Below are 15111 nucleotides of genomic sequence, written 5' to 3'. Positions count from 1 at the left end.
AACACCGATCCGCTCCCGATGCATCGACGCCATCACGGACCGCTCTTACCCGGCCCCCAGCTCAGCTCCTCCTCGGCCGCCACCACGTCTGGGCCGCCCGCACCTGCATCCACTGGGTGCGCACTCCGGCGATCTGGATCAGCAACGGCGCAGGGCGGGACGGCCGCGAGCGACGCAACGCCCCGAAGGTCGGCTGGTGCTGGTGGGGCAACCGCCACACGTGCGCCGAGTCACTCAAGAAGCCCAAGGTGCAGCGACGTTGAACGTCAAGCTCAGTAGCCCCTGCGGCCCGCAGCGGAGGCAAAGCCCAGCCACGTTTGACCGTCTTGCGGACGTCGTGACGCTTGGCTCGGCTGGCCGCCTGCCTCCCCTGTCCCGGGAAGAACCGCAGATCAGCAGGTCGGGTGGCCTGCGACGTTAAATGTCAAGCTAAGCGTTGATCGGGGTGGTGAGGCGGGTGGTGAGCTCCTCGACGAAGGCCTCAAGGTGAGGCGGCCGTGGGCCGGTCCGGGTGGCGCAGAACCAGGTACGGGTCAGCGGTTCCTCGCCGATGCGGGTCAGCGCGAGGTCGTGGGAGGACACGTACGGGGCGGCCACCCAGTTGGGGAGCACGGTCACGCCCTGGCCGCCTGCCACCATCTCGATCACCAGGTCGGTCACCACCGGCATGGTGGTGATCCGGCCGGGTCTGGCCCCGGCCGGGATCGGCAGCGGCATCGACGGGATGCGGTTCTGGTCGTAGCCGTCATAGAGGACCAGGTCGGCTCCGTCGAAGTCGCGGGCGGTCAGGTAACCGCGGGAGGCCCACGGATGAGCGACGGGCACCACGGCCATCATCTCGTCGTCGAAGAGCTTGGTCAGGGACACTCGGTCCATCTGCAGGTCCGGGTTGGTGACCAGCGCGACGTCGACCAGGTCGGCGAGCAGCGCGGGGATCGGGGCGTCGTCGGCGACGGTCTCGATGCGTACGTCGATGTCCGGCTCGCGCTCGCGGAAGGCGCGCAGGACGGGCGGCAGCCACGGCAAAGTGGTGCTGCACTGGGCGGTGAAGCGGACCCGCCGGCCGCGACCGTCGCGGATTTCCCGCAGATCGCGGGAGGCCGACTCCAGTTCGGCGAGGATGTGACGGGCGGCGACCAGCAGTCGGCGGCCCGCCGTATTGGGCACAAGCCGGCGGCCCTTGCGGTCGAAGAGCTGCATGCCGAGGCGGCTCTCCAGCCGGGTGAGCCGCTGGCTGAGCGCTGGCTGGCTGACGTACAGGCGCTCAGCGGCGGCCGTCAGCGACCCCGCCTCGGCGGTGGCGTCGAGGAGCTCCAGGTCACGCAGATCCACATCCATAACCTGGGATTATCACACGCTTCAATTTACGTCGTGGTGTTATGAGTTGAGTGTTCGTAGGTTCTGGGGTGTCAGCCGGACGTATCAGTCCGCCGATCTGCCCCGAAAGGCACCCATCATGACCATGACAACTGCTCTCATCACCGGATCCTCCAGCGGCATCGGCCTGGAGATCGCCCGGGCCTTCCTGGCGGGCGGCGCGAACGTCGTCATGAACGGACGCGACGCCGACCGCCTCGCCAAGACCGCCGCCGACCTCGGCCAACCGGAGCGGACCGCATGGGTCGCGGGCAGCATCGCCGAGCGGGCGACCGGCGAGGCCCTCGTCGGCACGGCCCTGGAGCGCTTCGGCCGCATCGACGTCCTGGTCAACAACGCGGGCACCTTCGCCTCCAAGCCCTTCACCGAGGTCACGGAGGCGGAACTCGACGACTTCCTGACCGGCAACCTCAAAGGCACCTACCTCACCACCCAGGCCGTGGTGCGGGCGCTTCGCGCGCAGGGCGAGGGCGGCAGCATCATCAACATCGGCACCGTCTTGGTGGACCACGGGCTGGCCGGCTTCCCGGCCAGCGCGCCGGTGGCCAGCAAGGCCGGCGTGCACGGGCTGACCACGAGCCTCGCCGCCGAGCTGGCAGCCGACGGGATCCGCGTCAACCTCGTCTCGCCCGGCATCATCCGCACTCCACTGCACGAGGGCACCGACGTGGACAGCTTCGGCGGGCTCGCCCTCCTCAACCGGGTCGGAGAGGCATCCGAGATCGCCGAGGCGGTGCTGTACCTCGCGAGCGCCGGCTTCGTGACGGGCCATGCGCTGCGCGTCGACGGCGGCCACGTCACCGGTCGCTCCTGACCTCCGGGCCACGAGCGGAAGTCCGCTGGCCCGCCCCGTATGCCAGCGCCGGCGCCGACGACGACCGGTCGATGCGTATCGAGGCGTTCGAGGCGATGGCGACATTTCGAGACGGCCCGAGTAGCTGCCACCGAGCCGAACAGTGACGGGATATGCCTCGGGCGGTCGCAACCCGCCCCATAGGTGATCTTGCGGGCGGTTGCCGGCCCTGAGGAGAGGCACCTTTCGGCCCTTTATGTGACTGGTCGTCGATGGTCTTGTGAGGCGGGGTGCGTAATGTCCCGCCTTGCCCGCGCCCGTTGGGGCCGGCAGACAGAGGGTGGGGGCTGATGACCAGCAAGAGCACGACTCCCGAACAGCGTGTGGAGCGGTTGCGGGGGCTGCTGACTGGTCAGCGTTCGCAGGACGGGGCCGGGCGGGCTTTGGCGGCGGGCAAGGCACCTACGGCAACATGCTGCTGGGTGCGATGCTGCAGGGTGCCGACCGGGTGCGGCGCACACCCGCGACGATGGAAGCACACGACCTCGGAGACCGGGCATCCTGGGATGAGACAGGAGTACGTAGCCTTTCGCCCCATCGGCAACCCCACCCGCCCCACAAGCGCCGACCACCTCCGCAACCTCACCTGCACCGCAGCCCGACACTCCGAGAATCCGTTGATAAGCGGGCAGGCCAGATGAAAACGACCTCTAAGACGTCATCTCATTTGGTCAGTCTGCGGTAGCAGATGAGGGTGCAGGCGATGCTGGTGAAGGCAGGAAGTGTTCGGCTTTGCGTTCGTAGCGTCGGTGGAAGCGGCGGCAGCCGGCGAGCCACGCCATGGTGCGTTCGATGGTGCAGCGGTGGCGTCCGAGCCGCTGCGAGGACTCGATTCCCTTGCGGGCGATGCTGTGCTTGATGCCGCGCTGACGTAACCATTTCCGCAGGTGGGCGTAGTCGTAGCCCTTGTCTGCATGGAGCTTGGCGGGCTTGCGCCGTCGGCGTCCGCGGCGTGAGCGGATGGGCGGGATGCCGCGGACGAGGGGTTCGAGGGCCTGGCTGTCGTGGAGGTTCGCCCCTGAGATTCCGACAGACAGGGGCAGACCGGTCCGCTCGCCAATCAAGTGGATCTTTGAGCCGTACTTGCCCCTGTCGACAGGATTCGGACCTGTCAGGTCCCCCTTTTCAGGGCTCGCATGTTGACGGAGTCGATCGCGCAGCGGGACCAGTCCAGCTCACCGCGGGCGCCGAGCTCGTCGAGGACCAGGTGGTGGAGCTTGGCCCACACCCTGGCCTTCGTCCATTCGGAGAAGCGCCGGTGGGCTGTCGCCCCCGACGGCCCGAACGATGCCGCGGGCAGCTGCTGCCAGGTACAGCCCGAGGTGGCGACGAACACAATCGCCGCCAGCACCTCCCGGTCGCCATGCCGACGCCGGCCACCGCCCTGAGGCCGCGACGGCGCCTCCGGGACCACCCGCTCGAACAACACCCACAACTCATCCGGCACCAGCCGTTCAACAATCCCCGCCACGACCGACAGCCTACCTAATCCGCCAAATGAGACGACGTCTAAAGACGTGCAGGACATCACCCGCTACCGCGCTCCTGAACGTCCCTCTGGCCGTAACAGTCCGCCCGTCCGCCAGCCGAAACCCCCCGGCGGCGTGTTTCACCCCGATGGCGTAGTGATCGATCGCTGGGCGGGCGGGCGTCCTGCGAACGGGTGACGCTGACAGTCGGGCGTCATTCCCGCGACGCCGGACCGTCGCGCCCGTGCCGCCGCTCAGACCGGCACCGGCACCCGCGCAGGTCACCGCGATGCCACATAAACGGGGTGTCCGATGAAACTGAAGATACTTGCAGCGTCAGCCGCCGTGTTGTGCGGCCTGGGCGCGATGGGGCCGATACCGGCCGCCGCCGCGCACGAGCCCGCTGCGCCGGCGCCGGCCTCCCAGGCCAAAGGGCCCAGATGCGCCTCGTCCGTCCCCCCGCCGGGCACGGGCTCACAGATCAGCGCCGCCGATGCCGACGCCTTCGTAAGGGCCCACAACGACGCACGCCAGGCGGCCCTCCAGAAGTACAACCCCTCCTTCCCCCTGGTGTCCGTGAGGTGGGATCCCCAGCTCGCCTGCGACGCGCAGGCCTGGGCCGACGACCCCGCCTCCAGCCAGGACGGCAAACTCGTCCACAGCAGTAGGGACACGAACGGCAACGAGGGCGAGAACCTGCTCCACGCCTTCCCCGGCCCGGCGAAGCCGCTGATGGCCATGGACCCGGGGGTCGGGTTCAGCTGGATGGCCGAGAAGGCCGCGTTCGACGCGGACAACAACGCGCCGGTCGACAGCAACGCTCCCCGCGCGTGGGGCCACTACTCGCAAATCGTGTGGATGTCTCCCCAGTCCTCCACCACGGCGATCGGCTGCGGCGTGAAGGAAGGCGTGCCCGTAAACGGAAACACGGGATGGATCCTCGTGTGCCGGTACTCCGCCGCGGGCAACATCGGCGGGCAGCGCGCCATTCCCCCCGGCAGCAGCCCGGTACCGCCGCCGCCGAAGCCGCCGTTCGCGACCGGGGTCCCGGTGGCGATGGCGAAGCAGAACGACAACCTGCTGACGGCGCTGGCGGTCGACAAGCAGGGCGCTTTGAACGTGGCGTGGGTGGTCGGTACCCAACCGTGGCACGACCCGGTGCGGTTCGGCCCGGCGGTGTTCCCGCCGGGGGCCCCGGTGGCGATGGCCAAGCAGAACGACAACCTGCTGACGGCGCTCGCCGTCGACAGGGACGGCTTCCTGAACGTGGCGTGGGTGGTCGGTACCCAACCGTGGCACGACCCGGTGCGGTTCGGCCCGGCCGTCTTCCCTGAGGGGGCACCGGTCGCCATGGCGAAGCAGAACGACAACCTGCTGACCGCGCTGGCCGTCGACAGGGACGGCTTCCTGAACGTGGCGTGGGTGGTCGGTACCCAACCGTGGCACGACCCGGTGCGGTTCGGCCCGGCCGTGTTCCCGCCGGGGGCCCCGGTGGCGATGGCCAAGCAGGCGAACGATCTCCTCACAGCGCTGGCGGTGGACAAGCAGGGCGCTTTGAACGTGGCGTGGGTGGTCGGTACCCAGCCCTGGCACGACCCGGTGCGGTTCGGCCCGGCCGTCTTCCCTGAGGGGGCACCGGTCGCCATGGCGAAGCAGAACGACAACCTGCTGACCGCGCTGGCGGTCGACAAGCAGGGTGCCCTGAATGTCGCCTGGGTGGTCGGCACCCAGCCGTGGCACGACCCGGTGCGGTTCGGCCCGGCCGTGTTCCCGCCGGGGGCCCCGGTGGCGATGGCGAACCAGGCGAACGATCTCCTCACAGCGCTGGCCGTCGACAGGGGCGGTGCCCTGAACGTGGCATGGGTGGTCGGTACGCAGCCGTGGCATGACCCGGTGCGGTTCGGCCCGCCCGTCTTCCCGGCCGGAACACCGGTCGCCATGGCCAAGCAGGCGAACGATCTGCTGACAGCGCTCGCCGTCGACAAGCAGGGCGCCCTGAACGTGGCGTGGGTGGTCGGTACGCAGCCGTGGCATGACCCGGTGCGGTTCGGCCCGCCCGTCTTCCCGACGTCGTAGCGGCCCCGGCCAGAACGGGGCCAAGGGCGCCGAGGGAGGTGAGCCCCGGGCCGGGTGGGTGTCGAGGACCGTATCGACACCCACCCGGCCCGGTTCACCGTCGCGCGAAGGGGGCGACGGGGTTCTTGAGGTTGCCGATCAGCTGGAGGACCGCCGACGGTCGGTGAGATCGACCATCTGCCGGTTGTTGCGCAGCTGGAGCCGGTTCAGGCAGGACAGCTGGAACTCCGGCGTGAAGAGGTCGTAGCGGGCGAAGCGGTCCGCCAGCTCCGGCATCGACTCCTGGTAGGCGTGGGCGCAGTCGACAACCGCCCGCCAGAAGGTCTCCTCCTCGCAGATCCCCTCCGCCGCCAGGATCGGGCCCAGGAAGCGGAAGAAGCAGTCGAAGACGTCCGTGAAGATCGACAGGAGCTTCATGTACTGGCCGTCCGCCCGGATCCGCTCGACCGCCGACGGCAGGACCGCGTCCGGGGCCATGTCAAGCACGAGGGAACCAGATCACGCTGTGGACCGAGGAGCAGTTCGAGAAGAACGGGGCCTGTGCAACATCGCCCGGAACATCAAGAACGGCCGCCCGGCCGACGACGACGGGGAGTAGACGATGGTCAGCTCGCTCGGGGACAGCCTGGACCTCGCCCTGGAGAAGGCGTTCACCCGCCCCGCCCCCAAGCGCGCCCAGGCGCAGATGAAGTACCTGGTCAAGCAGCTCAAGTCCACCAAGGCCGCCGCCGAGGCACTCGGGGTGTCCCAGCGCACCGTGGAGCGGTACGTCAAGGGACAGCTGAAGCGGCCCCCGACATCGCGGACGGCCTCACCGCGACCGCCACCGCCCACACCATCGCCCCCGCCCGGCGAGATGCCGGAGAGCAGATCGTGACCGACTTCCGCCTCACCGCACAGCACACCGACGGCGACCTTGCCCTGGCCCACGTCGCCGGCGAACTCGACATGGCCACCGCCCCCCACCTGCGCGCCCAGGCACTGGCCCTGATCGAACAAGGCCAGCGCCACCTGATCCTGGACCTCGCAGCCGTCACCTTCTGCGACTCCTCCGGCTTCAACGCCCTGATCGGTATCCTCCGCTGCGCCAAGACCGCTGACGGGACCCTGGTCCTCGCCGCCGTCCCCGACCGCCTTGAGCGGCTGCTGGACCTCACCGGCCTCAGCGCCCTGCTACCCGCCCACCCCACCGCCGCCCACGCCCTCGTCGCGCGCACCCCCAGCCAAGACAGGGCCACCGCGTAACCTCTCCCGCGGTGGCCGTCGGGAAAAGGCGGCCACCGCAGCCGTAAGGGATGGCGCCGTCCCTAGCCAACAAGCCTCAACTACCCGACCACCCCTGAGTGTGCCTGGATCGGATCAGCCGGCGGCGGCCTGTTCGGCGGCCAGTGTCGGCGTACTCGGCAAAGTGCTCAGCCGGGTACATGTGAACGTGCTCGGCATGGCGATGGCGGCTGGACGTGGGAGACACAGATCGGTGGTCCGTAAATCCGGGTGACATGCCTCGATTGCGTCGGCATCATTGATCGGTTGTCCTGCCACGTCCGATTTCGGGGGTACACCACGTCCATCCACCAAGAACTTCGAGCCTGGTCGCTGCCGTGGTCCGAGGCCGACCCTCGTCGGAACGCCTTTGCTTGGGACGACGACGAGGAGGCCCGGGTCACGGCGCTGCTCGCCCGGATGACACCTCCTGCTGGTGTCGATCGGCTGGAGAACTTCCGCTTCATACGCGATGTGACCGCGCTCCTGGCGTCGCGCTACGGCCGCTGGAGCTGCGGCTGGGACTGGTCAACCCACAACGGTGGACCTGTTGCCGCCTGGTGCTGCGACGCGCATTCGGTCGGAGAGGCGGAGGAGACCGCCGCGCGGGTGGTGGTCTCGCTGCTGGAATGGCGCGGGTGGCTGGAGGATGTGGCCGAGCGGTTCGAGCAGCTTGCCCCGCACCCCGGTGCGGATACCGAGGACCGCAGTTGGCATCTGGAGCGTGCGGCGACCCGCTTGGTCACTGCGGTCGTGGACCGCACCCACGCCGAGTCCGCCTGGTACGGGCTCTGCAACACGACGCTGACCTGGTTTCTGTCCTCCACTGGCCTGGGGCCGGAGGAGGCGGAGAAGGCGGTGGAAGCCGCGATCGGCGGCCGGTTCAAGAGTTGGGCCGAGCCCGCTCCGACCTTGGTCGACGCGGTGGGCGAGGACCTGGCGGTCCACCTCACCGGTCGTGGGTTCTACCGTGAGCGATGACGCACTGGCCCTATGGTGCCAGGTCAGGGATCAGGTCGACTGGTGCTCGGCTGCGACGACGAGCTCGGCGCCCGTGCGGTCGGCCGTCGACGGACTCGCCGCCTGGTTCGACGGCCCAGTCCGCCACCGCGACCCAGACCGCGCCGACCGGCTGCTCGCCGCGATGACCCTCTCCCGCGCCGCGGCCGCGCAGGGAGAACCGCTCACCCCGGCCCTGCTCGACGACTGGCAGAAGCAGGTCCTCGGCATGCCCGAAGTGCGCCTGCGTCAGGGCGACGCCTTCGCCAAGGCCGGCCGGGAACGTTACGGGCTGACGCCGCACACCTGGCGGGACTTCGCTGCCTGCCTGCGCCAGAGCACGGACCGGTCAGTGCCTTTGCCCGCCCGTGCGGCCCGGGCGTATCTCGACATCGCCTTCTTCCACCCCTACCCGGACGGCAACGCCCGCTTGGCCTTGCTGGCACTCGCCCACGTCCTGGAGGTGGAGGGAGTGCGTCTGGACGAAGTGGGGCCGCTCCAGACCACTCGCTACGCAGACGACCCGGCCGGCGCCCTTGACCTCACGGCTCTAATCTCCGTACTGATCCGCGCCACCGACCGTCGGGCAACCGCAGCGGCGTAGTGGGAGAAGTCGTCGCTGCCGCTACAGCTGAGCACATTCAGCTGTACGCGGCTGAGCACCTTCCTGCGTACGGCGACAGTGAGTCCCCTCCAGGGGTGTGACTGGCAGTTCACCGCACGGGCCCCTGGCAGAATCTCCGCGTGATTCAGAAGAAGCTCGACGCGCTCGCGCAGATGATGGACGAGTACCGCGCCATGCCGTTCCCGAACGGGTTCCGCGGCCTGGACGTTGAGGACCAGGACATGGTCATGCTCGACGCGGGCACCGCCGGCTACGTCTATCGCGTCCTCGAGGGCCCCCTCCCCGAACCGTCCCGAGGAGGCTTGATCAGGTTGGTGGGGGTGTTCGAGAAGGTTCTTCCGGCGATCAGCGACGAATACGCGAGCAATTACTACACGCAGGCACGCGACGTGGCTGCGCTGGCTGCCGAGATCGAAGCCATGCGTGACAAGTAGTCCTCTGACGGGGAACGTTCGCCAGGCTGACGGTCGTGGCGGTTGGATGTGCGGTGACACGTCCGATCCGATCGCTGGAGGTGCGGTGGCCGAGCCTGTCCGAGTGCGAAGGCTGACAGGACATCGCCCGCGACAAGACGCTGGCCTGGCTCGAGGACACGGTCGCGGAGATCCGGTGGAAGAGCCTCGGCAAGCAGCGCCAGCCGATCAGGGACGGGCTGATCGTCGCGGTGTTCCGCCACTACGAGTCCCGGGCGGCCGAGACGAAGCCGCTCCTGCACGACCATGCGGTGGCCTCGATCCGCGCCCGGCGTCCGGACAGGGCAGGGACGTGGGGCAACCTGTCGGCCGACTCGATGCTCGCCAACATCGTCGCGGCCGACACCCTCTACACCCTCCACTTCATGGAGGAGGTCTCGGCCCGGCTCGGGTGGGCGTGGGAGCTGCGTGAGGTGACGCCCGGCCGCCGCCCGGTCATGGAGATCGCCGGGATCGACCAGCGGCTCATCGGCTGGCAGTCCACCCGCCGCCAGCAGATCGAGGACGCGCTCCCCGTCTTGGAGGCCGCGTACGAAGAGCGGCAGGGGCACCCGCCGGGGGAGCGGGCCGCCTACGGGCTGGCCTGCCAGGCCGCCGACTGGTGACGATGCCGGGCATCGTCCACCGAGCGGACCGCCCGATGCCGACACTGGGTGGAGCCCATCGAGTGGACTCCACCCAGTGGGCGCCACTCCACTCAGTGGTACTCCGCAGGTGGAGTACCACTGCGGTGCGCACCGATTGACGCTGGGCTCCACTCTCGTGCGCACCACGATGGTCCGCACTGAGCCTGCGCCAACTTGAAGTCGCTGGTCAAAGGGCTGGTGTGACCGGATCTCGTGGTGCTCGCGCTGGTCGTGGGCGGCTGTCTGAGGAGTAGATCGTCTGTCAGCGGTCGGCTGGTCGTCTTCCGTTCGCTGTGGCGGGGCAGCCTTCTACGAGCCGGTGAATGCTCGGGTGTCGAGCCGGTTCAGCGGTCCGGCGATCCGGTCTGCTTGGGAGCCAGTCGGCATATGAAGCCCGGAGCCGCCCCTACCAACTAGCGGTCCGGCGCAATCGTGGAAGATGGAACCCATGACAGGGGACGCGAGCGAGATCGTTTTGAGCAAGCAGGACCTTCGTGAGATCGCCGCGTTCGCTGCGACCTGTGCTGAGGCGGCGCTTGAGGTATTCGAGGCCGATCAGCCGGACGACTCGCGGCCTCGAGACGCTATCAGTGCCGCGTGGGAGTTCGCTCGGGGCGGCGAACGCGGGAAGTCTCTGCGCGACACAGCATCGGCGGCCCTCAAAGCGGCCAAGGACGCGGACACTGCGGCTGCCCGAGAGGCAGCGTGGGCTGCGATGTCTGCGGCAGGCGCCGCCTACCTGCATCCGTTGGCCAAGGCCACCCAGGTCAAGCACATCCTCGGAGCTGGCGCTTACGCGGCCAGAGCGGCCGAACTTGTCGCCGGCGACGATCGGAGCGTTGGTGCTGAAAGCATCGAGCAGACGGTGCATCGTGCGACACCAGTCGTCATTGACGTGCTCGAACGCTTCCCGGCGGCGCCGAGTGGCGGCGGACGGGTTGGTGAGTTGATCCGCATGCTGGACGCTGACCTTCGTTCACTCACCATCGCTGAGTGACTTTCAGCGTCCAGGCGGAGCGGCCTCACATCCGTCAGCGGTTGACTTCGAGGTTTGTCAGGACAAGCAGAGCGCGCAGGAGGCGGGTCGCGCGGGCGGGGTCGGTGCGGAGCTTGGTGAGGGTTCGCCAGTTCTTGAGGTGGGCGAAGCCGTGCTCGACCGGTGCGCGCCCGACGGCGAGGACGCGGTTGGCTTCCTTCTGACCTGGGGTGAGTTTGTGGGTGCGGCTGGCGTGAAAGCCGGTGACGATCACGGGGGCGCATACGTCGTTGTCCAGGCCGCGGAAGCCGAGGTCCGCGAGGGCTCCGAGGCCGGCTGCTCGCAGGTGGGCCAGGATGTGGTCGTGGCGGGCTGCGGTGACGTCGTGGGTGCGGCCGGGCCGGGCTGCAGATATCCACGTCAGGCGGCGGCTCTTCTCATCGGTCAGGGCAAGGAAGTGCAGGCCGTGACGGCGGTGTTTACCGGAGTAGTTGCGGCGGTTGTCCCTTCCGGTGCGGCGCTGGGTGGGGATGAGGGTGCCGTCGATCAGGACGACCTCCCCGCCCTGCTTGGCGATCTTCTTCAGGGCGCGGTCCAGGCGCGGTGCCTGCGCGGCGAGCAGGGTGATCAGCTCGTCGCGCCAGCGGCGGATGGTGGACTCGGACACGTTGTTGCCGCTGGCCATGTCGGCCAGGCGCTGGTCGTGGCGCAGTACGGCCAGAACGATCACCGCGATCTTCCCCGGCGGCAGGATCCTCCATCGGGACCGGATCGCCTTCAGATGGCGCCTGAGCAGATCGGCGAGGTGGTTGACGGTGCGCGTGGACAGTGGCAGACGGCACTGGTAGACAAGCGGGCAGGTGCCCTCGGCGAGCTCTTTGGTATTCGTCACACAATATCAACGGCCGCCAGAGGTTGGCGGGTTACGTCTGTTCCAAGCCGCCTCGAGTGGCGGCATTCCTGGTCACAGGCGGGTGGTGAACCGGCCGTCGGGCAGTTTCCGCAGCCAGCCACGATCGAGGAGTTTGATCAGTTTGCTCCGTAGCGGTTCGAGCTTGGCCTTCACGCTGACGTCCACCCCCACTACCTCGTCGACCTCACGGGCCATGACCGGTCCGGCGGCCTGCCGCACGGCGGCGATGATGCGCTGGTAGTCCCAGGGAAGGGAATCCTCCTCCGCGCCCGGCTCGCGGTGCGGGATCAGCATCACCGCCCGTCCGCCCACCTGCCCCGGCATCGGCCGGGCTGAAGAACGCTCCTCAGCGAGCTGCCTGGTCATCCGTTCAAGGACGCGTTCGACGACGGCGAGTTCGTCTCGCTCGGCCCGCACTTCCGCCAGCTGGTCGGCCAGCTGCTCTTCACGTTCGTCCAGTTTCGGGCGCCGCGCGGTGATCCGTTCCAGCAGCTCGTGATCCAGCATGCACAGATCGTAAAAGGCCGTTGATGGGGTTTTCCGGAAAAGGGTGTGACCGAGCCTCCGTGACGACTACGGCTGCAATTCGATGGTCACGTCCAGCCTGCTGCCCTGAGCACCGATACGGCGACGTCAGTGACGGAGTCTGTGCCGACATCGACGATGAAGTCGTCGACTGCGGACCGGCTGAGGATTCCGTCCAGTTCACCGGACCGGTTCAGATGCCATTGCAGTGCTTCGGGCTCGCTGTCGTGGCGTTGGGCCAGTCGCTGGTGGATGATCGACAGCTCAGCCTGGAGCCGACAGACCGAGAGTTCAGCACCCACGGCATCGGCCAGTAGCTTCCTCTCGTCCTGGTCCTCAATCACACCAGCGAGGACGAGGCGCGTCGCCCCGGCATCGAGATAGTGACCGGTGACGCTTCGCAGATTCCGCAGCAGCATGCCGAAGTTGAAACGGTCACCGGGAGGCGCAGGCCACGACTTGCGCAGCCAGTCGAGATCGACGACGGCGTGAGGGACCCCGGCATCGGCGAGAAGGTCGCCCAGGGCCTCGGCAACGGTTGTCTTGCCCACGCCGACAGTGCCGTTGAGGAGGAGGGCGTGAGCGTCCCGAGGGCTGTCTGCGTGCATCTCGGCATCGTACGTCGAACAGCTCGGGCTTCGGAGTCACGCTTGTCACTGGTCGGGAAACGCACGTCCGGCACCGAATCGAGCACCGAAAACCTGGCAACCAACCGCTGACGGACGATCTACGGCGCGGACAGCCGCCCACGACCAGCACGAGTACCCCGAGGATCGATCACACCAGCCCTTTACTGTCACCTGCACCCGGTGCGCCGACCTTCCGGCAGAAGGACGACCCGAAGACGTCCCCCCCGCCATCACCGCGCTCGACGAAGCCCTCTGGGTGGGACGCGCGGCCCGTATCCACGTCATCTTCGACGGACGGCCCCAGGCCACCGTCCTCGAAGGGGCGGCTCACGAGCTGTTTGCCACGGTGATCCTGGCGCGGTTCACGGCCGACACCTGGCAGCGCCTCGCCCCGATGGCCGGCCGCGCCCCGAAGCAGAGCCCGCACCCGGGCCGCTTCCACGTCATCCAGCAGGACACCACCCACGAAACGCACGCGGTCCTGATGACCAACGCCGACGTCGTCAACTGGCTCACCGACCCCGAGGACAACGAGAGCTGACCCCGAGTCGGACACACCACGGGCCCCGGGGGATCCCCGGAGCCCGTGGATGGTCCGACGGGACCGGTACCGGCACGTCACGTGGCGGCCGTCCGGGTCTCCTCCAGGCTCGATGTCGGACCTGTTCCGTACGCTTGGCGAGGTACTTGAGACAGGAGGGCAACGTGGCCCGCAACGGCATCAACAAGCGGGAGACCGACAAGTTTGCAAGGGACCTGGTCAAGGAGACCAACAAGAGTCTGGAGCGGGCTCAACGACGGAATCCTCCTCGCGTCTCCACACGGATCGAAGCTACCTCCGGCGCTGTCCCCGGCGGTGAGGTGACCGAGAGCAACGGCTTTCTGGCCCGGATGTTGTTGTGGCTGGATGGCCACGCGAGGCAGACCGGGCGGCGTTCATCGACGTCAACTCCTTCGCTGAAGAACTCCAGCTGGAGGACGAGGACCCGGCCATCCTGGCCTTCCAGCTCGACCAGCAGGGGCTGGTGCATCTCCTTCGCACTGCGGGGACCACGAAGCTCGTCCGTCTCAGCGACTCCGGCCGCGTCGCCGTGCGCCAGCTGAAGGACCTGCAGAAGGACCGCGCCGCCCGGATCCAGCACACGATGGACGCCCTGCTGCGGTGGCTCTTCGACACCGTCAGTGACCAGACACCCGTCGACCCGGCCCTGTTCCTCGCGACCCCCGGCTCCTACTTCGCCGGAACCGAGATCAGCGCCTCCGAGCTGCACCAGGCTCTCGCCTACCTGGCGGAGCACAAGCTCATCGAACACATCGACACCGACCCGGCCACGGTCGCCATCACACCTCAGGGCACCCGCTGTGCCCTGGCAGGAGGAAGCGTGCAGGACCACGTCAACCAGCCCCGCCCCGGCACCAGGTACAACAACTTCATGCCGAACGCCAAGGGCGTCATCATCGGCGAGCAGCAGCACTTCACCCAGAACAACACCGAGGGCGTCGACCCCACGCTGTTCGCCCAGCTTGCCGGGTACGTCGGTCAGGTCAGCAGCACCCTGGATATGCCCGACGCAGACCGCGCCGAGCTGGAACGTGTCGCTCAGGACCTTCACGACGAGGCGACTTCCGAAAACCCCGAGCCTGGCCGCCTGCGCCAGGTACGCCAGCCGCCGTCCCGGTCCTGGCGTACACATGGGATGCGGGCGACTACGTACCAGGTACCGGCCTTCAACACGAGCCCGTACGGCTCCACCACCCGGGTCGCCGTGGAAGGCGGTGAGCCGTCCCGGCCGGGCCGCTCGTACGCCAGCTCGACGGCCCGGTCGGCCCAGACGGCGCGGGCCAGGTCCGGGAGCAGTTCGGGCGTGGACGGCTCCCGGAACCAGGCCGGGGCGTCGAGGTGGAAACGGCGCGCCGCCGATTCGGCTGCCTCGCGCACCGACGGGAGCAGGGTCGCGGTCAGCTTGAGCCGGGCAGTGTGCGCCGCGTCGCACAGGCCCAGGTCCTGCAAGGCCGTCGGCAGCCCCGACAGGAACAGGGTTTCCGCCTCGCTCGGGTGGAGCGTGGTGAGCCGGGTCCGGCAGCCCGGGGCCAGGAAGTACCCACCCGCCCGGCCGCGCTCCGACCGGACGGGGACTCGGGCCTCCTGCAGCGCCTGGACGTCGCGGATCACGGTTCGCTCGGAGACCTCCAGCTCGCGGGCGAACGCGGCGGTCAGGCCGGGGTTCGACTGCAACAGGAGAGCCATACGGATCAGGCGGGCTGCACGCATGATCCGAGCATCACCGCTCCGGCCGGCGAACGCGG

At 68.6% G+C, this 15111-nt stretch carries 13 protein-coding genes and 6 pseudogenes; 11 read left to right on the top strand and 8 right to left on the bottom strand.

All coding sequences use genetic code 11. The features are described from left to right. Window positions 1–119: 119 nt before the first annotated feature. Window positions 120–263, top strand: a pseudogene (locus ABZ934_RS27970) (DUF5701 family protein); the annotation flags it as partial. A 166-nt stretch (window positions 264–429) separates the two neighbouring features. Here the strand turns inward: ABZ934_RS27970 and ABZ934_RS27965 are convergent. Further along, on the bottom strand, window positions 430–1338 hold the full coding sequence (locus ABZ934_RS27965) for a LysR family transcriptional regulator (RefSeq protein WP_361318376.1): 909 nt from the start codon (window positions 1336–1338) through the stop codon (window positions 430–432). A gap of 118 nt (window positions 1339–1456) precedes the next feature. Between ABZ934_RS27965 and ABZ934_RS27960 the strand changes: the two genes are divergently transcribed. Continuing rightward, window positions 1457–2191: an SDR family oxidoreductase gene (locus ABZ934_RS27960; RefSeq protein ID WP_361318374.1), complete on the top strand. Its 735-nt coding sequence runs from the start codon at window positions 1457–1459 to the stop codon at window positions 2189–2191. A gap of 702 nt (window positions 2192–2893) precedes the next feature. Here ABZ934_RS27960 and ABZ934_RS27955 read toward each other — a convergent pair. Next, window positions 2894–3692 (bottom strand): annotated as a pseudogene (locus ABZ934_RS27955) (IS5 family transposase). 373 nt (window positions 3693–4065) lie between these two features. Here ABZ934_RS27955 and ABZ934_RS27950 point away from each other — a divergent pair. Further along, window positions 4066–5775 carry a CAP domain-containing protein gene (locus ABZ934_RS27950; protein ID WP_361318372.1) on the top strand — a complete coding sequence of 570 codons (1710 nt, stop codon included), beginning with the start codon at window positions 4066–4068 and terminating at the stop codon, window positions 5773–5775. Between the two features lie 94 nt (window positions 5776–5869). Here ABZ934_RS27950 and ABZ934_RS27945 read toward each other — a convergent pair. Beyond that, window positions 5870–6252, bottom strand: a pseudogene (locus ABZ934_RS27945) (IucA/IucC family C-terminal-domain containing protein); the annotation flags it as partial. A 124-nt stretch (window positions 6253–6376) separates the two neighbouring features. On the opposite strand from ABZ934_RS27945, the pseudogene ABZ934_RS27940 reads away from it, so the two are divergent. From ABZ934_RS27940 to ABZ934_RS27910, 7 genes and pseudogenes are all read left to right on the top strand, one after another. Beyond that, window positions 6377–6568: pseudogene (locus ABZ934_RS27940) on the top strand (helix-turn-helix domain-containing protein); the annotation flags it as partial. A gap of 80 nt (window positions 6569–6648) precedes the next feature. Then, entirely contained in the window at window positions 6649–7020 is a 372-nt protein-coding gene (locus ABZ934_RS27935) for an STAS domain-containing protein (RefSeq protein WP_361318370.1), read from the top strand. A 285-nt stretch (window positions 7021–7305) separates the two neighbouring features. Beyond that, complete coding sequence (locus ABZ934_RS27930; RefSeq protein WP_361318368.1) at window positions 7306–8019, top strand: hypothetical protein; 714 nt, start codon at window positions 7306–7308, stop codon at window positions 8017–8019. Beyond that, entirely contained in the window at window positions 8009–8641 is a 633-nt protein-coding gene (locus tag ABZ934_RS27925) for a Fic family protein (RefSeq protein ID WP_361318366.1), read from the top strand. Before ABZ934_RS27930 ends, ABZ934_RS27925 begins: the two co-directional genes overlap by 11 nt. Window positions 8642–8781: 140 nt before the next feature. Further along, complete coding sequence (locus ABZ934_RS27920; protein ID WP_361318364.1) at window positions 8782–9096, top strand: hypothetical protein; 315 nt, start codon at window positions 8782–8784, stop codon at window positions 9094–9096. A gap of 122 nt (window positions 9097–9218) precedes the next feature. Further along, window positions 9219–9734 (top strand): annotated as a pseudogene (gene mobF / locus ABZ934_RS27915) (MobF family relaxase); the annotation flags it as partial. A gap of 475 nt (window positions 9735–10209) precedes the next feature. Further along, window positions 10210–10758, top strand: a complete 549-nt coding sequence (locus ABZ934_RS27910) for a putative immunity protein (RefSeq protein ID WP_361318362.1) — start codon at window positions 10210–10212, stop codon at window positions 10756–10758. A 34-nt stretch (window positions 10759–10792) separates the two neighbouring features. Here ABZ934_RS27910 and ABZ934_RS27905 read toward each other — a convergent pair whose 3' ends face one another. The 3 genes from ABZ934_RS27905 to ABZ934_RS27895 form a co-directional block, all read right to left on the bottom strand. Then, window positions 10793–11629 carry a transposase family protein gene (locus tag ABZ934_RS27905; RefSeq protein ID WP_361318360.1) on the bottom strand — a complete coding sequence of 279 codons (837 nt, stop codon included), beginning with the start codon at window positions 11627–11629 and terminating at the stop codon, window positions 10793–10795. A 72-nt stretch (window positions 11630–11701) separates the two neighbouring features. Further along, window positions 11702–12157 (bottom strand): hypothetical protein, encoded by a 456-nt coding sequence (locus ABZ934_RS27900; RefSeq protein ID WP_361318358.1) that lies wholly within the window; start codon window positions 12155–12157, stop codon window positions 11702–11704. Between the two features lie 86 nt (window positions 12158–12243). Beyond that, window positions 12244–12783, bottom strand: a complete 540-nt coding sequence (locus ABZ934_RS27895) for an AAA family ATPase (protein WP_361318356.1) — start codon at window positions 12781–12783, stop codon at window positions 12244–12246. 277 nt (window positions 12784–13060) lie between these two features. On the opposite strand from ABZ934_RS27895, the gene ABZ934_RS27890 reads away from it, so the two are divergent. Next, window positions 13061–13345 carry a hypothetical protein gene (locus ABZ934_RS27890; protein WP_361318354.1) on the top strand — a complete coding sequence of 95 codons (285 nt, stop codon included), beginning with the start codon at window positions 13061–13063 and terminating at the stop codon, window positions 13343–13345. Between the two features lie 250 nt (window positions 13346–13595). Here the strand turns inward: ABZ934_RS27890 and ABZ934_RS27885 are convergent, their stop codons facing one another. Both ABZ934_RS27885 and ABZ934_RS27880 read right to left on the bottom strand, forming a co-directional pair. Beyond that, window positions 13596–14417, bottom strand: a complete 822-nt coding sequence (locus ABZ934_RS27885; protein ID WP_361318352.1) for a hypothetical protein — start codon at window positions 14415–14417, stop codon at window positions 13596–13598. An 80-nt stretch (window positions 14418–14497) separates the two neighbouring features. Further along, window positions 14498–15076 (bottom strand): annotated as a pseudogene (locus tag ABZ934_RS27880) (WYL domain-containing protein); the annotation flags it as partial. Window positions 15077–15111: the final 35 nt, after the last annotated feature.

Origin of the sequence: Streptomyces sp. NPDC046557, assembly GCF_040645975.1 — a bacterium.
Classification (GTDB): Bacteria; Actinomycetota; Actinomycetes; order Streptomycetales; family Streptomycetaceae; genus Streptomyces.
Note: the sequence above shows the minus strand (reverse complement) of the source record. Positions and strands in the feature narration are given on the sequence as shown.

Bases quoted from the DNA above. Each gene is read 5' to 3' on its own strand.
- ABZ934_RS27965 (WP_361318376.1), bottom strand. From the start codon at position 1,338: ATGGATGTGGATCTGCGTGACCTGGAGCTCCTCGACGCCACCGCCGAG.
- ABZ934_RS27960 (WP_361318374.1), top strand. From the start codon at position 1,457: ATGACCATGACAACTGCTCTCATCACCGGATCCTCCAGCGGCATCGGC.
- ABZ934_RS27950 (WP_361318372.1), top strand. From the start codon at position 4,066: ATGGGGCCGATACCGGCCGCCGCCGCGCACGAGCCCGCTGCGCCGGCG.
- ABZ934_RS27910 (WP_361318362.1), top strand. From the start codon at position 10,210: ATGACAGGGGACGCGAGCGAGATCGTTTTGAGCAAGCAGGACCTTCGT.
- ABZ934_RS27900 (WP_361318358.1), bottom strand. From the start codon at position 12,157: ATGCTGGATCACGAGCTGCTGGAACGGATCACCGCGCGGCGCCCGAAA.
- ABZ934_RS27895 (WP_361318356.1), bottom strand. From the start codon at position 12,783: ATGCACGCAGACAGCCCTCGGGACGCTCACGCCCTCCTCCTCAACGGC.